General features: G+C 63.4%; 18 protein-coding genes. 9 read left to right on the forward strand and 9 right to left on the reverse strand.

Annotation, left to right across the window (positions count from 1 at the left end; translation table 11 throughout):
- Positions 1-9 precede the first annotated feature (9 nt).
- Positions 10-1323, reverse strand: coding sequence for a DUF4921 family protein (locus tag ACLI1P_RS08105; protein ID WP_411708523.1), 1314 nt, complete (start codon positions 1321-1323; stop codon positions 10-12).
- 94 nt (positions 1324-1417) lie between these two features.
- Here ACLI1P_RS08105 and ACLI1P_RS08110 point away from each other — a divergent pair, with 94 nt between their 5' ends.
- Positions 1418-2236: a PhzF family phenazine biosynthesis protein gene (locus ACLI1P_RS08110; RefSeq protein ID WP_411708524.1), complete on the forward strand. Its 819-nt coding sequence runs from the start codon at positions 1418-1420 to the stop codon at positions 2234-2236.
- 53 nt (positions 2237-2289) lie between these two features.
- The gene (locus ACLI1P_RS08115) at positions 2290-3633 is read left to right on the forward strand and encodes a protein adenylyltransferase SelO family protein (protein WP_411709709.1); all 1344 of its coding nucleotides are present in this window, start codon (positions 2290-2292) and stop codon (positions 3631-3633) included.
- A 281-nt stretch (positions 3634-3914) separates the two neighbouring features.
- On the opposite strand, the gene mqo is transcribed toward ACLI1P_RS08115, so the two are convergent.
- Positions 3915-5417: a malate dehydrogenase (quinone) gene (mqo, locus tag ACLI1P_RS08120; protein WP_411708525.1), complete on the reverse strand. Its 1503-nt coding sequence runs from the start codon at positions 5415-5417 to the stop codon at positions 3915-3917.
- Positions 5418-5705: 288 nt separating this feature from the next.
- Here mqo and ACLI1P_RS08125 point away from each other — a divergent pair, with 288 nt between their 5' ends.
- The 6 genes from ACLI1P_RS08125 (at position 5706) to ACLI1P_RS08150 (ending at position 10488) form a co-directional block, all read left to right on the forward strand.
- Entirely contained in the window at positions 5706-6701 is a 996-nt protein-coding gene (locus tag ACLI1P_RS08125; RefSeq protein ID WP_306506779.1) for an alpha/beta hydrolase, read from the forward strand.
- A gap of 104 nt (positions 6702-6805) precedes the next feature.
- Positions 6806-8191: a mycothione reductase gene (mtr, locus tag ACLI1P_RS08130; RefSeq protein ID WP_306506778.1), complete on the forward strand. Its 1386-nt coding sequence runs from the start codon at positions 6806-6808 to the stop codon at positions 8189-8191.
- Positions 8192-8530: 339 nt separating this feature from the next.
- Positions 8531-8923 carry a hypothetical protein gene (locus tag ACLI1P_RS08135; RefSeq protein ID WP_411708526.1) on the forward strand — a complete coding sequence of 131 codons (393 nt, stop codon included), beginning with the start codon at positions 8531-8533 and terminating at the stop codon, positions 8921-8923.
- Positions 8924-8971: 48 nt separating this feature from the next.
- The gene (locus tag ACLI1P_RS08140; protein WP_306506776.1) at positions 8972-9406 is read left to right on the forward strand and encodes a hypothetical protein; all 435 of its coding nucleotides are present in this window, start codon (positions 8972-8974) and stop codon (positions 9404-9406) included.
- 245 nt (positions 9407-9651) lie between these two features.
- Entirely contained in the window at positions 9652-10002 is a 351-nt protein-coding gene (locus tag ACLI1P_RS08145) for a hypothetical protein (protein ID WP_306506775.1), read from the forward strand.
- A 51-nt stretch (positions 10003-10053) separates the two neighbouring features.
- On the forward strand, positions 10054-10488 hold the full coding sequence (locus ACLI1P_RS08150; protein ID WP_306506774.1) for a hypothetical protein: 435 nt from the start codon (positions 10054-10056) through the stop codon (positions 10486-10488).
- Between the two features lie 109 nt (positions 10489-10597).
- On the opposite strand, the gene map is transcribed toward ACLI1P_RS08150, so the two are convergent.
- From map to dxr, 5 genes are all read right to left on the reverse strand, one after another.
- Positions 10598-11467: a type I methionyl aminopeptidase gene (gene map / locus ACLI1P_RS08155; protein WP_306506773.1), complete on the reverse strand. Its 870-nt coding sequence runs from the start codon at positions 11465-11467 to the stop codon at positions 10598-10600.
- A 48-nt stretch (positions 11468-11515) separates the two neighbouring features.
- Positions 11516-13363, reverse strand: a complete 1848-nt coding sequence (locus ACLI1P_RS08160; protein ID WP_411708527.1) for a penicillin-binding transpeptidase domain-containing protein — start codon at positions 13361-13363, stop codon at positions 11516-11518.
- A 59-nt stretch (positions 13364-13422) separates the two neighbouring features.
- Complete coding sequence (ispG, locus tag ACLI1P_RS08165; protein ID WP_411708528.1) at positions 13423-14586, reverse strand: flavodoxin-dependent (E)-4-hydroxy-3-methylbut-2-enyl-diphosphate synthase; 1164 nt, start codon at positions 14584-14586, stop codon at positions 13423-13425.
- A gap of 111 nt (positions 14587-14697) precedes the next feature.
- A complete protein-coding gene (locus ACLI1P_RS08170) occupies positions 14698-15906 on the reverse strand; it encodes a M50 family metallopeptidase (protein ID WP_411708529.1) in 1209 nt (402 codons plus the stop codon).
- A 15-nt stretch (positions 15907-15921) separates the two neighbouring features.
- Entirely contained in the window at positions 15922-17088 is a 1167-nt protein-coding gene (dxr, locus tag ACLI1P_RS08175; RefSeq protein ID WP_296130730.1) for a 1-deoxy-D-xylulose-5-phosphate reductoisomerase, read from the reverse strand.
- A gap of 156 nt (positions 17089-17244) precedes the next feature.
- Between dxr and ACLI1P_RS08180 the strand changes: the two genes are divergently transcribed.
- Positions 17245-17721 (forward strand): DUF2631 domain-containing protein, encoded by a 477-nt coding sequence (locus ACLI1P_RS08180; protein WP_411708530.1) that lies wholly within the window; start codon positions 17245-17247, stop codon positions 17719-17721.
- A 107-nt stretch (positions 17722-17828) separates the two neighbouring features.
- On the opposite strand, the gene ACLI1P_RS08185 is transcribed toward ACLI1P_RS08180, so the two are convergent.
- A complete protein-coding gene (locus ACLI1P_RS08185; RefSeq protein WP_411708531.1) occupies positions 17829-19415 on the reverse strand; it encodes an ABC transporter permease in 1587 nt (528 codons plus the stop codon).
- Entirely contained in the window at positions 19412-20245 is an 834-nt protein-coding gene (locus ACLI1P_RS08190; RefSeq protein ID WP_296130721.1) for an ABC transporter ATP-binding protein, read from the reverse strand. The genes ACLI1P_RS08185 and ACLI1P_RS08190 overlap by 4 nt, the downstream gene beginning before the upstream one ends.
- Positions 20246-20265 lie beyond the last annotated feature (20 nt).

Genomic DNA, 20265 nt, shown 5'->3' on the forward strand with positions numbered 1-20265 from the left:
CATGAACGACTACACCAGCGGGTTATAGCGCAAACTATTGCGCTTGAGCTCGCACTCGGTGGCAATCGCGATGCCGGAGGCAATCTTTCCGCGCTCGCGTAGGCGGAACATGGCGTCCACAATGCGGTCCCGCAGCCCCCACGGGTCGATAGTGTTGATATACACCTTCGTGCCGCCCTCAAAGCCGGCAAGGGTGGATACGCGCAGCTTGATCATGACGCGCCATGGTTGCGGCAAATCCACACTGGGTGGGCGATGGTGCCATTCCTCGTTGCACGCCACGTCGGGTCCCACGGCAGCATGCGCGGCGTGGATGAGATCCGACATTCCGCGCACCTCCCCCGGGGTTTGCTCCCAGGGTTCGCAGCGTTGGGACTTGGAATAGATCTCCAGCGTGGGATAGCGGTGGCCAAAGCCCGCAAAGAGCACGGCGTAGTCATTTTCCGCGATGACAAGGTTGCGTTGTGCGGCGTAGCCGACTGCCCAGTCGTTGTACATGTTGGGGTGCGCGCGCAGGATGCCATTCTCCTGGTGCGCGGCCATGCCCAACGCGTCGATGGCCACCAACTGCTTGTGCAGGTGATCGAAGGACGCACCGGCCGGCGCCAGCCAGTTCTGGAACACCGACACATAGGCCGCGTAGCGGTTGCGCTGGTAGAGCTCCCGGGTGGATTCCGCGGTAAAAGAGGTCAGCAGGAAATGCTCGTCGGGGCTCAACGTGCCGGAGGACGCCAGCTGACTATCGTCGGTCGCGCCTTCAACGAAGTGCCGCGCGCCGATGATGACGTCGTGTCCGCCGCCGAAGAAGCCGTCGGCTAAGGCGAGCAGTGAGGCGTCGGAAAGCTCCGCGTCCTTGCCCGCGGCCTTCAGCTTGGTGCGCACAACGTTGAGGACGTGCTCGCGCCCGGCCGGATCGGCCGTGTAGCGCTCCTTGAACTGGGCCAGCTCAGAGTCCATGGTGAAGCCGTAGTTATCGTGCCAGTAGTCATAGGAGACGATCTCAAAGAGGTTGGGCACGCGGCGAAAGGCCGGCTCAGAGTTGTCCAGCTCGTGCGGCAGGAGCCCGCGCTGAATCTCCCCGGAGTTTAGGATGCGAGACTTCTCCGGTGGGGTGTCCAGCATTCTGCCCGAACAAAAGGCGCAGGTATGCGTCGGCGCATCCGCGGTCAGCGGCTGCGGGTTCTTCCCCGGGCGCGCCAGCGGGCGGTTGCCCCGGCCTGGCACTGTCCAGACCTCGGTCCCGGAGAACGGGTTAACTTGCTTGACGGTGCCATCCGCCATGGTCTGGATAGGCTCGACGCGGCTAAAGAGTGCTTCGCTCATGGTGCCCACAGTAGACCGCACGAGCCCGCAGTGTCCTCGCAGTGTCGCTGCGATGTCGATGCGGTGTCGCTGCGTGCTACTAGACTGGGGCGCCATGCAGCACCAATTCTTCGAAGTAGATGTCTTTGCCACCGGCCCTTTTAGCGGCAATCCGTTGGCCGTGGTGGCAGACGCCGATGACTTAAGCACCGAGGAGATGCAGCGCATCGCGAACTGGACCAACTTTTCGGAGACCACGTTCCTGTGCTCTCCTACCGAGCCGGGCGCGGACTACCGCGTGCGTATTTTCACCCCGTACGAAGAGTTTCCCTTTGCCGGGCACCCGACGCTGGGTTCTGCGCGGGTCTTTGCGGAGCTGAGCGGCGCGACTGGCTCCGTGGTGCAGGAGTGCGGTGTGGGGTTGGTGACCGTGCGGCAGGAAGAGGGTCGCTTCGCGTTTGCCACCCCACCTTTGGTGCGCTCCGGGGCCTTGACGGACAACGAGCTGAGCGAGGCAGCCGCGGTGCTCGGAATCTCCGCCGAGGACGTCGTGGATTCGGGATGGGTGGATAACGGCCCCGGGTGGCGGCTGGTGCAGCTGGACTCCGCCGCGGCCGTCCGCGCGCTGGACCCCACGCCCACCCCCGGTGTCAAGGTCGGCGTGGTGGGGCTAAGCGGCGGCGATTCCCCCGCGTACGAGGTGCGCGCCATCACCGGGCAATTCGAGGACCCCGTCACCGGCTCCCTCAACGGCGGCACTGCACAGTTCCTGCGGGCCAAGCAAGCGGTCCCGGAGTGCTACACCGCGGCCCAAGGCGGGCAGGTGGGCCGCAGCGGGCTGGTGCACATCACCGACGACGGCGAGGATATCTGGGTCGGCGGCAGGGCCCACATTCGCGTCCGCGGGACCCTTGAGGCAGGTGAAGGCCAGTGACGGCAGCGTCTCACCCCACCATCCACCACGAATGGGCCGCCCGGCTTCCCGGCATGGCGGCGTTAAGCCGCGGCGAGGAACAACCCGCCCCGCGCATCATCGCCCTCAACGAAGACTTAGCCGTGCAGTTGGGCTTCGACCCCGAGTGGCTGCGCAGCCCGGGAGGCCTCGAGTTCCTCCTCGGCCACGGCACCGGCGGCACCGCCGACGAGAGCCCGGCCCACGCCATGGCCTACGCGGGCTTCCAGTTTGGCCAGTACAACCCCACGATGGGCGATGGCCGCGCGCTGCTCCTCGGAGAAGTCACCGGCCCCACCACGGTCCAGAACCCCACGGGATTGTGGGATCTCCACGCCAAGGGCACCGGGCTGACTCCCTACTCGCGCTACGGCTCCGACGGCCGCGGCACGCTGCGCTCCATGCTGCGCGAATACCTCTTCTCTGAGGCCATGCATGCGCTCGGCGTACCCACCACACGCTCGCTCGCGGTCATCGCCACTGGCCGGCCCATCCAGCGCCAGATCATGGAAGAAGCCGGCGTGCTGGTACGCGTGGCCTCCAGCCACATCCGCGTCGGCTCCTTCCACTTCGCGGCTCAGGCTGCCCACACCAATCATCCCACCCTGCTGCAGGAACTGGCGGACTACACCATTGAGCGCCACTACCCCGGCGCCGACTACCGCGAGCTCTTCACCCACGTCATGGACGCCCAGGCCGCCACCGTGGCGGGGTGGATGCAGCTGGGCTTTGTGCATGGCGTGATGAACACGGACAACACCACGCTGTCCGGTGAGACCATTGACTATGGCCCCTGCGCCTTCATGGAGGACTTCGACCTCGATACCTGCTTTAGCTCCATCGACCGTGGCGGGCGCTACCGCTTTGGCCGCCAGCCGGACATGCTGGGGTGGAACCTAGCGCGCCTGGCGGAGTCTATGCTGCCGATTCTGGGCGATACCCCGGAGGACGGACTGGCCTGGGCACAGGAGGCCATTAATGACTTTGGTCAGCGCTATCACCAGGCCCGCAGCGCTGAGGCGGCGCGGCGGCTGTCCCTGCCGGAGTCACTCCTGGAGGACTACGTGGCAGCGCTAAGCGCCCACAGCCCGGATCTCACTCAGGCGAACCTGGAGCTGGCAGAAGCCGCGGGCGGCGACCGCAGCCGGGCGGACGTGCTGTGGGGTGGCGAGGAATTCGTCGATAAGTACTGCGCCAGCGCGCCCCGCACCACCCGCACTCCCCGAGTGGTGCCGCGCCCTCGTCTGGTGGAGGCAGCGCTTGGGGACGTCTCCTCGTTCCCCCACCTGCTCGACGCCGTCACCCACCCCTATACCCCTGCGCCCGACTACGAGCAGCCCGGAGGCACCGAGGGATACCTGACGTACTGCGGCACTTAAGGGGGGACGAAAACACAGAAAACACACCAGCGCCCCGGGGCCTCCGCAGGAAAGGGAACGGAGCCCGGGGCGTTGATGCGTCTCTATCTCTCACTGCCGCGCTCCCGGTCGGTTTCTCACGCCGACCGCCCCGCGCGGCTGGGGTTCTCTCTATCTCTCGCATGCGCTCTCTCAAACGCACAACATAAGTATGGAGTGTCGTCCTTAGGGAAGCGTTCTTTCAGACTGAACGCTTCCTGCCAGATACTGAAAGGTTCCTGTCAGGAAGGGTCCTCTCAGGCCTACTGAGCGTCGAGCTTGAGGGTCTTCTGGGTGTACTCCCACATCTCGGCGTAGAGCTTCTTGTCTTTGGAGAGCTTGGTGCCGTAGGACGGGATCATCTCCTGGATCTTGTCGCCCCACTGGATCATGTGCTCGCCGAAGCAACGCTCCAGCAGCTCCACCATGACGGCCGGGGTAATGGACGCGCCCGGGGATGCGCCGAGCAGACCGGCGATGCTGCCCTCCGGGTTGTTGATCAGGGTGGTGCCGAACTCGAGGGAACCGAACTGCGGGGCACCCGCCGGCTTGATCACCTGGACGCGCTGGCCTGCCACGACAGTCTCCCAGTCGGCCGGATCTGCGTTCGGGACGTACTCCTTGAGGGTCTCGACGCGCTTGTCAAAGTCCTTGAGCACCTCGGAGACCAGGTACTTGGTCAGGCCGAACTCCTGCGCGGCAACGCCCAGGTAGGAGGTGAGGTTGCCCGGGCGGATGGACTTAAACAGGTCCAGGTAGGAGCCCTTCTTCAGGAACTTCGGGGACCAGCCACCGTACGGACCAAAGAGCAGGCCTTCCTCGCCGTCGATGACGCGGGTATCCAGGTGCGGCACGGACATCGGCGGGGCGCCGACGGCAGCCTTGCCGTAAACCTTGGCGTGGTGGCGCTTGACCAGCTCCGGGTTCTTGGCGCGCAGCCACAGGCCGGAGACCGGGAAGCCCGCGAAACCGGAGACCTCGCGCACGCCTGCCTTGCGCAGCAGGTCGAGCGCGTAGCCGCCCGCACCGACAAAGACGAACTTGGCGTGCACGGCGGTGTAGTCACCGGTGTGCAGGTTCTTGGCCACCACGCGCCACTTGGGGCCGTCGCGCTTGATGTCCACGACCTCGTGTCCATAGCGGATCTCGGTGCCGGATGCCTTGGCCGCGGTGAGGAACTGCTTGGTGAGTGCACCGAAGTTGACGTCAGTACCGGCATCGGTCCAGGAGATGGCGACCTTCTGGGAGGAGAAGTCACGGCCCTCAGACATGAGCGGCAGCTTCTCCTGGAAGGTGGCGTCATCATCGCTGAACTGCATGTTCGGGAACATGTGGTTGTCCTTCAGCGCATCGAAGCGACGCTTGAGGTAATCCACCTGGATGGAGCCCTGCGCGAAGGAGACGTGCGGCACCGGGTTGATGAAGGCGCGCGGGTCCGTCAGGATGCCGTTGTTGAGCTGGTGGGACCAGAACTGGCGGGAGACCTGGAACTTCTCATTGATGTTCATTGCCTTGGAGACATCAATGCGGCCGTTCTTTTCCGGGGTGTAGTTCAGCTCGCACAGTGCGGAGTGACCGGTACCAGCGTTGTTCCACGGGGAGGAGGATTCCAATGCCGGGCCATCGAGACGCTCGAAGACCATCTGCGTCCAGCTGGGTTCGAGCTCACGCAGCATAGCGCCCAGGGTGGCACTCATGATGCCGGCACCGATGAGGGCAACCTCGACCTCGTCTACTACTTGTGCTGTCTTCTTGTCGGAGGACACTGTATTTATTACCTCTTTGAATCGATATCTTCGATGTGGTCTTTTGCCCCCTCACACTGCAGACAGTGCGGGGTGCGATGCGGTGCGCTCGGCAGTTCTGCAGGGGCCAGAAGCTACAGAACCATCAAGCATTAACTCCCCACTTTACGCCCCCACATGTGAAATAGGCGTTTCTAGTGAAATAAATGCCCGTTTTTGAATCCACTACCCCTATGTGGTGTAGGGCATAGCCGCGCGACACCTCGCGGCCGGTCACTAAAAATACTTTCACGTCCTATCATGTATCCCATGACTTATGATGCGCTCGCGTGGCACGAAGATATCCTCGGCCCCAACTTCCAGTCCGCACCCCTCGAATTAGGGCCCGACCCCGACGGCGAGGGCGACGTCTGCGCAACGCTCGTCCGCTACTGCCCCAACGGCGATGCGCACGACGATCGCCCGGCCCTAGTCTGGGTCCACGGCATGACGGACTATTTTTTCCACAGCCATGTTGCCGAGTACTTCTACGCGCGCGGCTACGCCTATTACGCGGTGGACCTGCGCAAGTGCGGCCGCTCACACCGAGCGGGCCAGACCTGGCACTACATTAGTGACCTGCGCTATTACGACGCAGACCTGAACGCGGCGCTCGACGCCCTCCCGAACAAGCGGGTGGTCATCATGGGACACTCCACCGCAGGAACCATTGTGGCGCTGTGGATGGACCGCCTCCGCCGCACCGACCCAGAGCGCTTCCAGCGAATCTCTGGCGTCGTCTTCAACAGCCCGTGGCTGGCCATGATGGGAATGTCGAACTCCGCCTACGAGGCGGCCAAGCACGCGGTGTACGCGGGCGCCAAGGTAGCCCCGCGCCTGGAAATTCCAGCCGGCGACCTGACCACGTACGGCGAATCGGTACACGTCACCGAGCACGGCGAGTGGGACTTCGACCTAGAGATGAAACCCATGGGCGGCCACAAAAAGTACCTGGGGTGGGTTGCTGCGGTGTTCCGCGGCTTCGACGCGATTCACTCCGGACACGTCGATATGGGGGTGCCGCTGCTCACCATGACCTCGGGCCGCTCCGAACTGGGTAAGGAGTACTCCGAATCCACAAACACGGCCGACGTCATCGTGGACGTGAAGCAGAGCCAGCGGTGGGCCAAGGAGCTCAGCTCGCACTACACACTGCACCCGATTCCGGATGGCCGCCACGATCTATTCTTGTCGCGCCCCGCCCCGCTGGAGGAGGTCTTCAACACCACCGAAGCATGGCTGCGCACCATCCTGCCGGAAGACTAGGGCGCGGGAAAAGAGCGAAATAAGAGGGAATAAGAGAAGGAACAGCCGTTCCGTATCCTGTGCGCGCTCTGTCCTCGCGTTGCCTACCGCGAGCTCTGCCTACAATGTCCCCTATGACTAACGCAGAGCATTTCGACCTAGTTATTATCGGCACCGGCTCCGGAAATTCCATTCCCTCCCCCGAGTTTGATGACCAGAAGATTGCCATCATCGAAAAGGGGACGTTTGGTGGAACCTGTCTCAACGTGGGCTGTATCCCGACCAAGATGTATGTCTACGCTGCCGACGTCGCACTAGCCGCGCGCACCAGTGAGCGCTTGGGGGTCAGCGCCCACGTCGATGCCGTGGATTGGGACGGTATTGTCTCCCGCGTCTTCCACAACCGTATTGATCAGATTGCGCAGGGCGGCGAGGCGTACCGCCGAGGCGACAAGACGCCCAATATTACGGTCTTTGACCAGCACGCCCGATTCATCGGACCAAAGACGCTACAGGTGGGCAACGACGTCGTTACCGGCGACCAGATCGTCATCGCGGCGGGCTCCCGCCCTGTACTGCCAGAGCCTTATGCCAGCACAGACGTTCCGGTCCACACCAACGAGGACATCATGCGGCTGCCAAAGCAACCGGAGAGCCTCATCGTCGTCGGCGGCGGCTACATCGCCATGGAATTCGCGCACGTCTTTGATGGCTTGGGCACCAAGGTAACGGTGGTCAACCGCTCGGAAACACTGTTGCGGTTCCTGGATTCGGACCTCAGCGCGCCCTTTAACGAGATCGCGCGCGAGCGCTTCGACGTCCGCATTGGCACCGGCACATCGCTGGAGTCTGCCGGCTCGGGCGTTCAACTTACGCTCGATACGGGCGAGGTGCTGGAGGCCGACGCCATCCTTGTAGCCACCGGACGACGCCCCAACGGTGACCAGATGGATCTAGAAAACAGTGACATCGAGATGCACGAGGACGGCCGCATCAAGGTCGACGAGTTTGGCCGCACGACGTGTCAGGGCGTCTGGGCCCTGGGTGATATCTCCTCGCCCTACATGCTCAAGCACGTGGCTAACGCGGAGCAGCGCGCGGTGCAGCACAACCTGCTGCACCCGGAGGATCTACAACCGATGCCCCACGAACACGTCCCCGCCGCCATCTTTACGCACCCACAGATTGCGACGGTCGGCCTTACTGAGGCGCAAGCCCGCGAGGAGGGCTATGACGTCACAGTAAAGGTGCAAAACTTTGGTGACGTTGCCTATGGCTGGGCCATGGAAGACTCGACGGGCATCTGCAAGCTGGTAGCTGATCGGGCCACCGGCAAGCTCCTCGGTGCCCACATCATGGGTCCACAGGCCTCCACGCTTATCCAGCAGTTGATCACCGCGATGAGCTACGACCTCGACATGCGCGAGTTCGCCCGCTCACAGTATTGGATCCATCCGGCACTGCCAGAAGTAGTGGAGAACGCCGTTTTGGGACTAGAGTGGCTAGAGTGAAAGTTACATCGGATTGAGTGACCTTTTTCACATTGGCGTTAAACTAATTCACCATTTCCGCTGAACTCCACTACAAGCGCGACTTAGCGCCAACAACATCTGCCAGCCACCTTTAATAAAATCACCCATTTCGGGGGTGATTGCTGGCAGCGCAAAAAAGAACACTCCAACTGGCGTGCATTTTGGCTGACCGTTGGCTAGGTTAATTACGGACACCGGAACGAGCCGATACTCTCTACCGGCTCAGTGTGTTTTGGGGATACCAAACTAATCCCTATCCCTGTAAAACAAGACCTCCCAACCAGAGGCCTTGCACGTACGACACTAAGGACTTTTGATATGCGTATCCGCAATGCAGCCCTCGCCGGCGCTACTGCTCTCGCTGTTGCCTTCGGCGGCTCCACCGTTGCTTTCGCCGCTGAGACCACTGAGCAGGGCGATAACACCGTCACCGTTGAGAAGCAGAGCCAGTCTAAGACCGGCCCGGTCGGCGTAGCCGACACCACCCCTGAGGACTACACGCCTTCCCTGTCCTCCAAGATTGGCAACAAGGTTGAGGGCGACCAGGCAGCCGACGGCACTGCCATCTTCGGCTCCTCCAAGGACTTCTCCGGCGAGCCGGAGTGGGCAAAGATTCTCTACGGCGTAACCGTTGCTACTGGTGTCGCCGCTCTGGTCGGCAACATCATCGGCCCCGTATACAACTTCTTCGTACACGGCCCGTCCTTCTAAGCAACAGCCACACGGCTTCACCAAAACTTCCGAAAGGTAATTTTCACAATGCGTAACTTCCGCACTGCAGCCGTTGCTGCTGCCACCGCTGTCACCGTAGCTTTCGGCGGCACCGTCGTTGCCTCCGCAGAGACCGCTAACACCAACGAGGGCACCTCCGCCTCGACCGAGAACACCAAAGAGGCCTCCTCCTCCAGCGAGGACTCCTCCAGCTCCCTGACCCAGCTGGGCAAGAAGTGGGGCGCTTGGGAAGCTGACAAGGACGGCAAGCCTGTCGTTAACCCTGATAACAAGGTCACCGGCGAGGATATGTGGGGCGAAGAGACCGACCCGAACATGCCGGAGTGGGCTTCCAAGTGGAAGACCGGTGTTATCACCTTGGGCGTCTCCTCCGTCATCGGCGCTATCATCGGCGCTTACAACTACGCTGTGTACAACCACATCATTCCGCAGCACATGCTGGATCCGATTTTCCGCGGCTAATTAAGTTGCCGGTACGCTGACTAATTCAGCGAACTGTTCTAGCGCCCATCCTCTTCTTGTGAGGATGGGCGCTTTTGTATGCTTGGGCCCAGAGCTGAGTAGCTGAGCGCTTTAAGCGGGATATGCGCGCACAATAATGATGCGAATTCCGTGAATCCTGCCAATGTTTACGCTAGAATCACTCAAGTGACTTGGGGCACCCTATAGTTACTCCAGTTCCTACGAGGTTTAGAAGGATTCACACTATGCGTATTCGCAAGGCCACCATTGCCGGTGTTACCGCTCTCGCTGTTGCATTCGGCGGCACCACCGTTGCTACCGCTGCAGAGGGCAGCAGCAACGATTCCGCTTCCAACTCTTCCACCACCGCTGGTGAACAACAGGGCACCCAGAAGGCAGGCGGCTCCTCCGCACTGGGCAAGGCGCTCGACGCTGACAAGGAAGCCAACGGCCAGAACATCTTCGGCGAGTCTTCCATCTCCGGTGAGCCGAAGTGGGCACAGGCCCTCGCCGGCATCGGTATCGTCGCCACCATCATCACCATCGCCGGTGGTCTGGTTGGCCCGGCACTGAACTACCTCAAGTTCGGCATGTAGTTCTCCTCCCTACTCTTCTACCCCACTACTTTTCGAAAGGCTCCACTCAAGATGCGTAATTTCCGCACCGCCGCCGTTGCAGCTGCAACCGCCGTCACTGTCGCCTTCGCTGGCACCACCGTTGCTTCCGCCGCTGAGGCTGTAGAGGGCTCCGGCCTGACTGACCAGCAGGTTCAGGAGGAGCTCCAGAAGGACGCTACCTCCTCCGAGATGTCCTCCGCAATGTCCTCCAAGGGCGACGGTTCCCTCTCCTCCAAGCTGGGTGGCGTGACCGACGGCAACATCACCGGCAACGGCGCCGACGCTTTCGGCTCCACCAAGAACGAGTCCCAGGTTCCGCAGTGGCTGGACCTCTGGCGTGGTGGCACCATCGCTATGGTCGCTGCCGCCGCTGTTTCCACCGCAGTCGCCGGCTACAACTACGCCGTGTACTCCGGCATGATTCCGGACTACGTTGGCCAGGCTTTGAAAAACCTTTCCTTCTAGTTAGCGCTCTTTACTGGCAGCACAAAGCCCTCCACCCCACCGTGTATTGCACGGGAGGTGGAGGGCTTTGTTTCGTTGTGGCAGCGTTTAAGCGCTCGGCGCTTAAACGCTAGGCCTCGTCCGACAAAGTGAGGATCTCGTTGCCGTCCTCAGTAATGACGATGGTGTGCTCGAACTGCGCGGAGAACTTACCGTCGGTGTTCTGGACGGTCCAGCCGTTGTCCCAAATCTCGTAATCCAGGGAGCCCAAGTTGATCATCGGCTCGATGGTCAAGGTCATGCCCGGCTCCAGGATGTCGCGGTAGGTCATCGAATCGTAGTGCAGAACCACCAAGCCATTGTGGAAGGTCGGGCCAACGCCGTGGCCGGTAAAGTCGGTAACCACGTTGTAGCCAAAGCGGTGCGCGTAGGACTCGATGACGCGGCCGATGACGTTGATCTCGCGCCCCGGCTTCGCCACCTTGATGCCGCGCATCATGGCTTCCTTGGTGCGCTCCACCAGAAGCTTGTGCTCCTCCGAAACGTTGCCGGCGAAGAAGGTGGCGTTGGTATCGCCGTGCACGCCGTTCTTGTACGCGGTGACGTCGATGTTGACAATGTCGCCGTCCTCAATGACCGTGGTGTCCGGGATACCGTGGCAGACAATCTCGTTGAGGGATACACAGCAAGACTTGGGGAAGCCCAGGTAGCCCAGAGTCGACGGGTAGGCGCCGTGGTCACACATATACTCGTGAGCCACGCGGTCGATCTCATCAGTGGTCACGCCTGGTGCTACGGCCTTGCCGGCCTCCTGCAGGGCGTTAGCCGCGATCGTGGAGGCCTCACGCATGGCCTCAATGACCTCCGGCGTCTGTACAAAGGGCTCGCCCTGGGCTTCCTTGACCGAGTCCTTCCACACGTACTCCGGCCGCTCAATCTCCTTGGGAACGGTGCGGATAGGGGTGTCTTTTTCTTGCTTCAATTTTGCGCGCGTACTCATGGTTTACCATGGTAGCCCGCTGCCCCACAGGGCAACAAAGCCCGGCCGCTATTCGGCGGCTGGCGCCGGCGCCGGGTGGTCCTCGGCGCGGTGCGCGTCCAGCTTCTGCAGGAAGTCGTCGGTAATGTTGACCGAAATCGTCGAACCGCCGCCAAGCACCACCAACGTGGCGAAGGCAAGGTCGTCATCGCGATAGCCGGTAAACCACGCGTGGGAGCCGCCGTTAATCTCCGCCTCACCGGTCTTGCCGTAGATTGTGCCGCCAGCCTTCATTCCGGATGCCGTACCGCCGACGACCACTTGGCGCATCATGTCACGCACCTGGTTGATCGTCTCCTCGCTAGGAGGGTCCACCTTTTCCGAGGCCTTGGTCTCATGGCTTTCCACCAGGGTGGGCACCGGGGTCTTGCCCGCTGCCACCGTAGCGGACACGAGCGCCATGCCGAAGGGGCTCACAAGGTCGAGGCCCTGGCCGTAGCCGGATTCGGTGCGGTCGAGCGGAGTATCGCCTTCCGGGATGCTACCCGTAATCGTCGACAAGCCCGGCACCTCGTAGTCAATTCCTAGGCCGTACTGCTTTCCGACGTCTTGCAGTTCGCCCTTCGCCAGGTTGGTCGAGATGTCAGCGAAAGTGGTGTTGCAAGACTGTGCGAAGGCCTGGCGCAGCGGGACTGAGCCAAGGGAGAAGGCGTTGTAGTTGGTCACCGTGCGGCCGTACAGATCCATGGTGCCGGGGCACGGCACGATCGATTCGGGGGTCAGGCCCTGCTTGTCCACGCCGGCGGAGGCGGTGATGATCTTGAACACCGAGCCCGGCGGGAACTGGCCCGCCAAAGCGATATCGCCCTTCTTGTCCGCTTCCGGGGTCTGCGCCACCGCGAGAATCTCGCCCGTGGAGGGACGCATGGCCACGATCATCGCCTCGCTGGCGGAGTGCTGATCCACGGCCTCCTGGGCGGCGCGCTGCACGTCGTAGTCCAGGGAAACCTTGACGGCGGGTGCGGCCTCGGGGGCGTGATACTCAACGTCTGACAGTGCCGCTCCGTGCTCATTCACCACGGAGACGGACCAGCCGTTGGTGCCGTCGACCTCCTCGGAGACCATGGACCGCACGCGCGAGAGGATGTCGGGTGCCAGGCCCGCATCGCGGGTCACCAGCGCCGGCTCCTCGTTGAAGCGAATCCCCTTCTCCCCCTCCAGGGCGGGGCGCAGGCGACCGACCTGCGCATCACTGAACATGGCGACCGAATAGGACCCCTCCGCGCCTTCCAGGTTCTTCGCCAGCTCGCCCGAATCCATCTCCGCGATGGACTCGTCGTCGGCGTGAGCCTGCTTCAGCGCGCTGGAAATTTTGGCCGCCAGCGGGCGGACGTCATCAACCGCGTCGGTATCGACAACCAAGCGGTACTGCAGGCCCGGGGACATCAATTCCACGCCGTCCGAGGAGACCACGCCGGCGCGCTTGGCGGCGACGGAGCGCAGCTCGAGGTGCTGATGCGCGCCCAAATCTGGGTGCACGATGCTGGGCTGCCACCGCACCGTCCAGTCCTTGTCCTTGCGTGTCAAGGCCATGGAGGTGTCGTAGCTTAAGGTGCGCTCGCGCGGCAGATCCCACGTCACGGTGTAGTGCGCTGTGGCGCGTGCGTCTTCTTGGTCAACCCCGGTCAGCTCCACGTCGAGGCCTTCGGCTTGGAGGCCGGTGAAGGTGGCGTCGAGCGTGTCGGTGGCGGTCGCGGGATCGTCGACAAGCGCGGCGAGATCCTCGTTGTTTCGGGTCTCTACGTCTTCGAGGAATTGCTCCGCTACGGGTTCTGCCGAGACCGGCTTCGGGGTGCAGGCGACCAGCGACGCCCCCGCCATGCTTGCCGCGCTGAGCACCGCCACCAACTTCTTCATGAGTGCGCAGCGTAGCAGGTAAGGGCGGCTCTCAGGCCGCCCCACACCGCAGAAGGTGCCTACTGGGTGACGCGGACGTCAGCCTTAGCGCCCTCGACGGCTTCCAGGCCCTGCTCCTCGGCCAAACGCATGGCCTCCTCGATGAGGGTCTCCACAATCTTGGACTCCGGCACGGTCTTGATGACCTCACCCTTGACAAAGATCTGGCCCTTGCCGTTGCCGGACGCCACGCCAAGATCGGCATCGCGGGCCTCACCCGGGCCGTTGACCACGCAGCCCATGACGGCCACGCGCAGCGGGAACTCCATGCCGTCGAGGCCCTCGGTGACCTCGTTGGCCAGCTTATACACGTCCACCTGGGCACGGCCGCAAGACGGGCAGGAGACGATCTCCAGCTTGCGCGGGCGCAGGTTGAGGGACTGCAGGATCTGGTCTCCGACCTTGATCTCCTCCACCGGGTCGGCGGAGAGGGAGACGCGGATGGTGTCACCGATGCCCTCAGCCAGCAGTGCGCCGAAGGCGACGGAGGACTTGATGGTGCCCTGGAAGGCCGGGCCAGCCTCGGTCACGCCGAGGTGCAGCGGGTAGTCCGACTGCGCGGCCAGCTGGCGGTAGGCCTCCACCATGACGACCGGGTCGTTGTGCTTGACGGAGATGGCGATGTCCCCGTAGCCGTGCTCCTCAAAGAGGCCGGCCTCCCACAGGGCGGACTCCACGAGCGCCTCCGGGGTGGCCTTGCCGTACTTTTCCATGATGCGCTTGTCCAGCGAGCCGGCGTTCACGCCGATACGGATCGGAATCCCCGCGTCACCAGCGGCCTTGGCCACCTCCTTGACGCGGCCATCGAACTCCTTGATGTTGCCCGGGTTAACGCGCACTGCGGCGCAGCCGGCATCAATTGCGGCGAAGATGTACTTGGGCTGGAAGTGAATATCCGCAATCACCGGAATCGGCGACTTCTTGGCAACGGCCGGCAGGGCCTCTGCGTCCACCGTCTTCGGGCACGCCACGCGGACGATATCGCAACCGCTGGCGGTGAGCTGGGCAATCTGCTGCAGGGTGGCGTTGACGTCGTGCGTCTTCGTGGTGGTCATGGACTGCACGGAGATCGGGTGATCAGAGCCCACGCCCACGGAGCCAACCATGAGCTGGCGCGTCTTGCGGCGCGGCGCCAGGGTGGGAGGTGGGCCGTCAGGAATACCAAGACCGATGGGGGTCGACATGTGCGCTCCTTTAAGAATTGGGGTTAACGCCCCTACTCTAGCACCGCTGGGAAGTCGCTTCCCAGCAGGTGCACCGGCCCGGCCCAGCCACAGAGTCCTAACTGAAAAGTCCTAACCGAAGAGCCGCACTGGATTGACCACGTCCGCGATCATGATGAGTGCGCCCACCGCCATGAGGAGGAAGGCAAGCACGTACGTCACAGGCATGAGCTTGGTGTAGTCCGCCGGGCCCTTAGCCTCTTTACCCATGAGGCGGCGCACGGCATCCCGGATCTTCTCGTAGGCAATAACGGCGATGTGCCCGCCATCGAAGGGCGGCAGCGGGATGAGGTTGAACAGCGCCAAGAAGAAGTTGAGGGTGGCCAGCATCATGAAGAAGGAGGACCACAGGCTGCGCTCCACCAGCTCGCCGCCCACGCGGGAGGCACCCACCACGGACATGGGGCTATTGACGTCGCGGTCCTGGCCAAAGATGGAGGCCACGACTCCCGGAATCTTCGCCGGGAATTGGGCAATACCGCGCACCGTGGCGTCCAACACGTAGCTGGAGTAGCGCGCCGTGGCCGGGAAGGCGTCGACGAAGGAGTAGGTCTCCACGATGTCGATGACCTGATTGGTCATGCCGATCGCGCCGGCGTCAACCAGCTCGCCCTCAGCATTGAGGCGCTTGACGGTAGCCAGCGGGATATCGAAGTCACGCACGGCCCCGTCGCGTTCCACCTCCAGCGTGATGGTCTCTCCCGGGTGCGCCATTGCTACATCGCGCACCTGGGCAAAGGACTCCATGGGCTCCCCGTTGAGCGCCAACACGATATCGCCCGGCTCCACGCCGGCCTCGCCCGCTGGGCCGAGACCCTGGCACGGCTCGAGCTCGCCCTGCGCGTTCTGGTCCGCCGCGCATGCGACCTCGCCAACGCGCGGGCGCACGTCGGCGTCCGGGTTCGGCAGGCCCGTGGTCATGGCAATAATCAGCAGGATGATAAAGCCCAACACCAGGTTGACGGCGATGCCACCGGCCATGACCAGCACCCGCTGCCATGCCGGCTTTTTGTACATTGCGTACGGTTCCTCTTCCTCGGTGAGGAACTCGTCCTGGGCCGTCATGCCCGCGATGTCACAGAAACCACCCACGGGAAAAGCCGCCAGGCCGTATTCGGTGTGGCCGCGGCTAAACGACGCCACGCGGGGGCCGAAGCCGATAAAGAAGCGGCGCACGCGCATCCCGAAGGCGCGGGCGGTGAGCATGTGGCCGGCCTCGTGCAAGGCCACGGTGATTCCGATGCCTAAGGCGAAGAGGATAATGCCCAGGATGTTTGCCATTGAAGTGGGGGCTTTCTAACGAGCGAGCGAATCCACCAACGCGTTGGCGCGCCGGCGGGCCTCGCCTTCCACGGCGAGGACGTCATCGACGCTTGAGGGTACACCAGCGAACTTTTCGGCCTGACCCAAGACCTGGCTGACCACATCAACGATTTCCGGGAAGTGGATGCGACCAGCCAGGAAGGCGGCGGCCGCCTCCTCGTTGGCGGCGTTATACACCGCGGCATGGGTGCCGCCCGCCGCGGCCGCTTCCCGGGCGAGCCGCACGGCGGGGAAAGCCTCGTCATCGAGCGGCTCGAAGCGCCACTCGTGCGCCGTGGAGAAGTCCAGCGCCGGCTGGGCGCCCGGCACGCGGCGCGGCCAGTCCAGTGCCAAGGAGATGGGCAGCTTCATGGACGGCGGCGAGCACTGCGCGATGGTGCAGCCGTCGGTGAAGGTCGCCATCGAGTGCACGATGGATTGGGGGTGGACGGTGACCTCGATGCTCTCCGGGGCGACGTCGAAAAGCAGCGTGGCCTCAATAAGCTCCAGCCCCTTGTTGACCAGCGTGGCGGAGTTCAGCGTATTCATCTGCCCCATGGACCACGTGGGGTGCTGAGCCGCTTGCTGCGGGGTCACATCCCACATCTGCTCGCGAGTCCAGCCGCGGAAGGGACCGCCCGAGGCAGTGAGCACCAGATGATCCAGCTCCTTCCTGCTGCCGCCGCGCAGGCACTGCGCCATAGCGGAGTGCTCGGAATCCACGGGGATGATCTGTCCCTCGGCCGCAAGCCGGGTCACGATGGAGCCGCCGGCGACAAGGGATTCCTTGTTCGCCAGGGCCAGCAGCTCGCCCTTTTCCAGCGTCGCCACCGTGGAGGCCAAGCCCATGGACCCCACCAGAGCATTAAGCACCTTATCTGCGTCCACCGCACGCACGAGCTGCTCCGCGGCATCCGCGCCGGACAGGACGCTGCCGCCGAGGGCCTCCGAAACGTCCCGCGCGGCCTCAGGCCGGGCCACGGCAACGTGGTCAAACGAAAGGTTGAGGGCGCGGGCTTGGTCGATCACCAGCTGCGGATTCGAGCCGCCCGCGGCGATGCCGACGACGGAAAATTTATCCGGGTTGTCTGCGATAACCTCCAGTGCCTGGGTGCCAATCGAGCCAGTAGAGCCGAGAATAAGAATGCGTTGGGTACTCACTCCCTCCACCCTAGCCCGAGTAGCGCGCACCGGAGAAGAATCCTGCGGGGGTGTTTGATCGCGGTTATGGGCCGGATGTTTTAGAATATGGCATAGAATAACTGGCATTTCGTGCGCTCACGCGGGTGAGCTGCGTGTACAGACAAAGGAGAGCAAGTGTCTTCCCACAAGCCGGCATCGCAGGTTTTCGACGGCGTTTCTACTGACGACGTTCCGTCCGCAGGTTTTGGTTGGTCTCGTATCAGCCGTTCCGGCGTTCAGATCGCCGGCTGGGTATCCGTCCTGTTCCTGCTGGCCTACAACTTTGGTAACCACAAGGGCCACGTGGAGACCGTCTGGCTCGGCGTACTCGCCGCCCTCCTTGTTGTCGGCCTCATCATCCACGCCCTGCAGCCGAAGCTCTCCCAGGTGCGCACCCTGACCGCGCGCAACCAGCCGGTGGGCCACCAGGAGCCGGACTGGGCTTACGAGCAGAAGACCGTGGGCAACGTGTACGCCCAGCTTACCGACGATGAACTGCGCGCCCTCAACATTGAGCCTTCCCGCGTTGCTCACCTGCGTGGCGGCGTCAACGCCGGCACCGCCGCATCTGCTGTGACCGGTCGCCACACTGCCAAGCCGGTGTCCCACTAAGGACTCATCAGGCTTCTTGAGCCGCTGATACAGCACGCTCCCCCGCACCCCACATTCTGAATGTGGAGGCGGGGGAGCTGGCGTTTTGGAGAGGCTCGCTGGGGAGACTAACTCACGTAGCGATTGACCTTGGCGTAGATTTCGGGCACGTGCTTGTCGGCGTAAGTGCCAGCCAAGCGCCACACCACGGCATAGACTACCGCCGGCAGCGCCAGGGACACCAGCGGCGCGATGAACAGCGGCCAGCCTTGCTCGTATGCCAGGACGGAGAGGATGATGCCGGGCAACGCCGGAATCCACGCCAGGAGCATTCCGGCAAAGGCACCGAGGAACGCGCCCGCGGAGAAGCTGGACTTGTCGTTCCAGCGGTTCTGACCGGGCTTCGACAGCGGGTACGGGTTGAGCACCGTCAGCCCCAGGCTGATCGCAGCCGTGGAGATGAAAAAGCCGATACATACCGCAACTGCCAATATCGCGGCGGTAGTGTCACCGCTGAAGACGATGACCACCACTGCCAGCACGAGGTAAGCAATACACGGCAGCACCACGTGCGCCAGGTGGCGCGCGTAGAGGATGACGCGCGGGCGCACAGGCGCAACCATGGACACCCAGTTCGACGGGCCGTCGAAGCCATAGTCATTGCTCAACAGGGAGGACATCATGATGGCGGCCATGCCCATCATGAGGAAGGCCACGAAGTCCTCGCCCTGCCACAGCTGGAAGAGGGTGAAAAATATAAACAGCGGCAGGGCCGCCATCGTGCCGACGAGGCGCCTATCGCGGCGGATGTAGCGCAGCGCGCGGGTAAATTCCATCGCCCCCGGGCTGGAGTAGGACCACGCGCCGAGCTCGAATTTAGCCACGCCCTTCCCGGTAGCCTTCGGGGCGTGGTCGACACTCGCCTCCGGGTTGCGCATGAGTCGGGCGACCTGGCGGGCCCAGACCCACACCAGCACGCACAGAGTAAGCGCCGCGATGGCGAGCTGGGCTAGGGCGGTGAGCAGGTGACCGTCGGCAAGCGCCAGCGCCCACCCCACCGCCGCGCCGAACGGGGTCCACGCGGCGACTGCCCCCATGGCCTCCGGCGACGGCAGGTTCTCCAAGACGGACTCCAACTGCAGCATGCCGAACACCAGCAGGCCAACGACAATCATCACCGCCGCCTGGACTGCGGTCTTCTGAGAATTGGCAATCGCGGAACCGATAAAGGCCACGCATTCGCCGAAGACGATGGTGGTCACGCAGGCCAGGAGCATGCCCAGGGCGAAGGGGATCGCGTACAAACCCGCGCCCTGCAGGGACAGGATGACCGCCCCCGCCACCGCGTAGACCACGGAGATGAGCACCGACAGAATCGCGCGCGTGGTAAGCAGGCTGGCCCAGAACAAGCCCGGGTACACCTCGCGCGGGCGAAGCGGCAGCGCCCCCAAGGTCGCCGGCGAGAGCTGGGTCTCCCCCGCCGGCATGAAGATGGCCAACGCCACATAGACAACCATGCCTGCTGCCACGCCCAGCGTCAGGGCCTGGAAGCCGTGGCCCGGCTGAGAAATGTCGGCCCAGGCCATCAGCAACAGACTGACCAGGCCGATGAAGCCGTATAGGGCCATCACCAAGGCCATCATGATGGCCGAGGCATTCGACGTTACGCTGCGCCACCACAGCGTGCGGTGAAGACGAAACAGCGTGGAGGTCATGATGCGGCCCCCTCCGGCCCCTCCGCCGCGCGCGGCGCCGAGCGCAGCCAGCCGAACTGGGAGGCATCCAAATCCTGGCCGCCCACGGCCGCGATGAAGACGTCGGTGAGGCTGCGGCCTTGGCGCACTGCGTCGACGTGCCCAGCAGTGACGACCTCACCGCCGCTGACCACCGCCACGTGATCGCACAGACCCTCCACCAGCTCCATGACATGGGAGGACAGCACCACGGTGCCGCCGCGGGAAGCGTAGGCGCGCAGGAGCTGCTGGATGAGGCGGCCGGAGACGGGATCCACGGCCTCCAGGGGCTCATCAAGGACCAGCACGTCCGGATCATGCAGCAGGGCGCCGGCCAGCAGAATCTTCTTGGTCATGCCGGCGGAGTAATCCACGATGCGCTTGTCGGCGGCGTCGCTCAAGGAGAGGGCGTCGAGAAGCTCCTGGGCGCGGCGCAGGGATTCCGACCGATCCAGCTTGCGTAAGGCGCCGAGGTAGTGCAGGTACTCCGCGCCGGTGAGGCGATCAAAGACGGGCGCGCCATCCATGAGGAGGCCCATCGACTGCTTTGCCGGAATGGGGGCCTGCCACACGTCGTGCCCCGCGATGAAACTCTGCCCGCCGTCGGGACGCTGCAGGCCACAGGCCATGGTGAGCATCGTGGTCTTGCCCGCACCGTTGGGCCCCACTACGCCATAGATGGACCCACGGGGAACATCGAGGCTGAGGTTGTTCACCGCAACGTGGTTGCCAAATGCTTTGCGTAGGCCCCGGACGGCCAGTGCTTGGCTGCGCGGGTCCGGGGCGAGGTCTTCTCGGTAGGGAGTGGTCATAGCCACCAACGCTACCAACC

This window comes from Corynebacterium tardum, from assembly GCF_046717785.1.
GTDB lineage: Bacteria > Actinomycetota > Actinomycetes > Mycobacteriales > Mycobacteriaceae > Corynebacterium.

Bases quoted from the DNA above. Each gene is read 5' to 3' on its own strand.
- ACLI1P_RS08105 (WP_411708523.1), bottom strand. From the start codon at position 1,323: ATGAGCGAAGCACTCTTTAGCCGCGTCGAGCCTATCCAGACCATGGCG.
- ACLI1P_RS08110 (WP_411708524.1), top strand. From the start codon at position 1,418: ATGCAGCACCAATTCTTCGAAGTAGATGTCTTTGCCACCGGCCCTTTT.
- ACLI1P_RS08115 (WP_411709709.1), top strand. From the start codon at position 2,290: ATGGCGGCGTTAAGCCGCGGCGAGGAACAACCCGCCCCGCGCATCATC.
- ACLI1P_RS08125 (WP_306506779.1), top strand. From the start codon at position 5,706: ATGACTTATGATGCGCTCGCGTGGCACGAAGATATCCTCGGCCCCAAC.
- mtr (WP_306506778.1), top strand. From the start codon at position 6,806: ATGTCCCCTATGACTAACGCAGAGCATTTCGACCTAGTTATTATCGGC.
- ACLI1P_RS08135 (WP_411708526.1), top strand. From the start codon at position 8,531: ATGCGTATCCGCAATGCAGCCCTCGCCGGCGCTACTGCTCTCGCTGTT.
- ACLI1P_RS08140 (WP_306506776.1), top strand. From the start codon at position 8,972: ATGCGTAACTTCCGCACTGCAGCCGTTGCTGCTGCCACCGCTGTCACC.
- ACLI1P_RS08145 (WP_306506775.1), top strand. From the start codon at position 9,652: ATGCGTATTCGCAAGGCCACCATTGCCGGTGTTACCGCTCTCGCTGTT.
- ACLI1P_RS08150 (WP_306506774.1), top strand. From the start codon at position 10,054: ATGCGTAATTTCCGCACCGCCGCCGTTGCAGCTGCAACCGCCGTCACT.
- map (WP_306506773.1), bottom strand. From the start codon at position 11,467: ATGAGTACGCGCGCAAAATTGAAGCAAGAAAAAGACACCCCTATCCGC.
- ACLI1P_RS08160 (WP_411708527.1), bottom strand. From the start codon at position 13,363: ATGAAGAAGTTGGTGGCGGTGCTCAGCGCGGCAAGCATGGCGGGGGCG.
- ispG (WP_411708528.1), bottom strand. From the start codon at position 14,586: ATGTCGACCCCCATCGGTCTTGGTATTCCTGACGGCCCACCTCCCACC.
- ACLI1P_RS08170 (WP_411708529.1), bottom strand. From the start codon at position 15,906: ATGGCAAACATCCTGGGCATTATCCTCTTCGCCTTAGGCATCGGAATC.
- ACLI1P_RS08185 (WP_411708531.1), bottom strand. From the start codon at position 19,415: ATGACCTCCACGCTGTTTCGTCTTCACCGCACGCTGTGGTGGCGCAGC.
- ACLI1P_RS08190 (WP_296130721.1), bottom strand. From the start codon at position 20,245: ATGACCACTCCCTACCGAGAAGACCTCGCCCCGGACCCGCGCAGCCAA.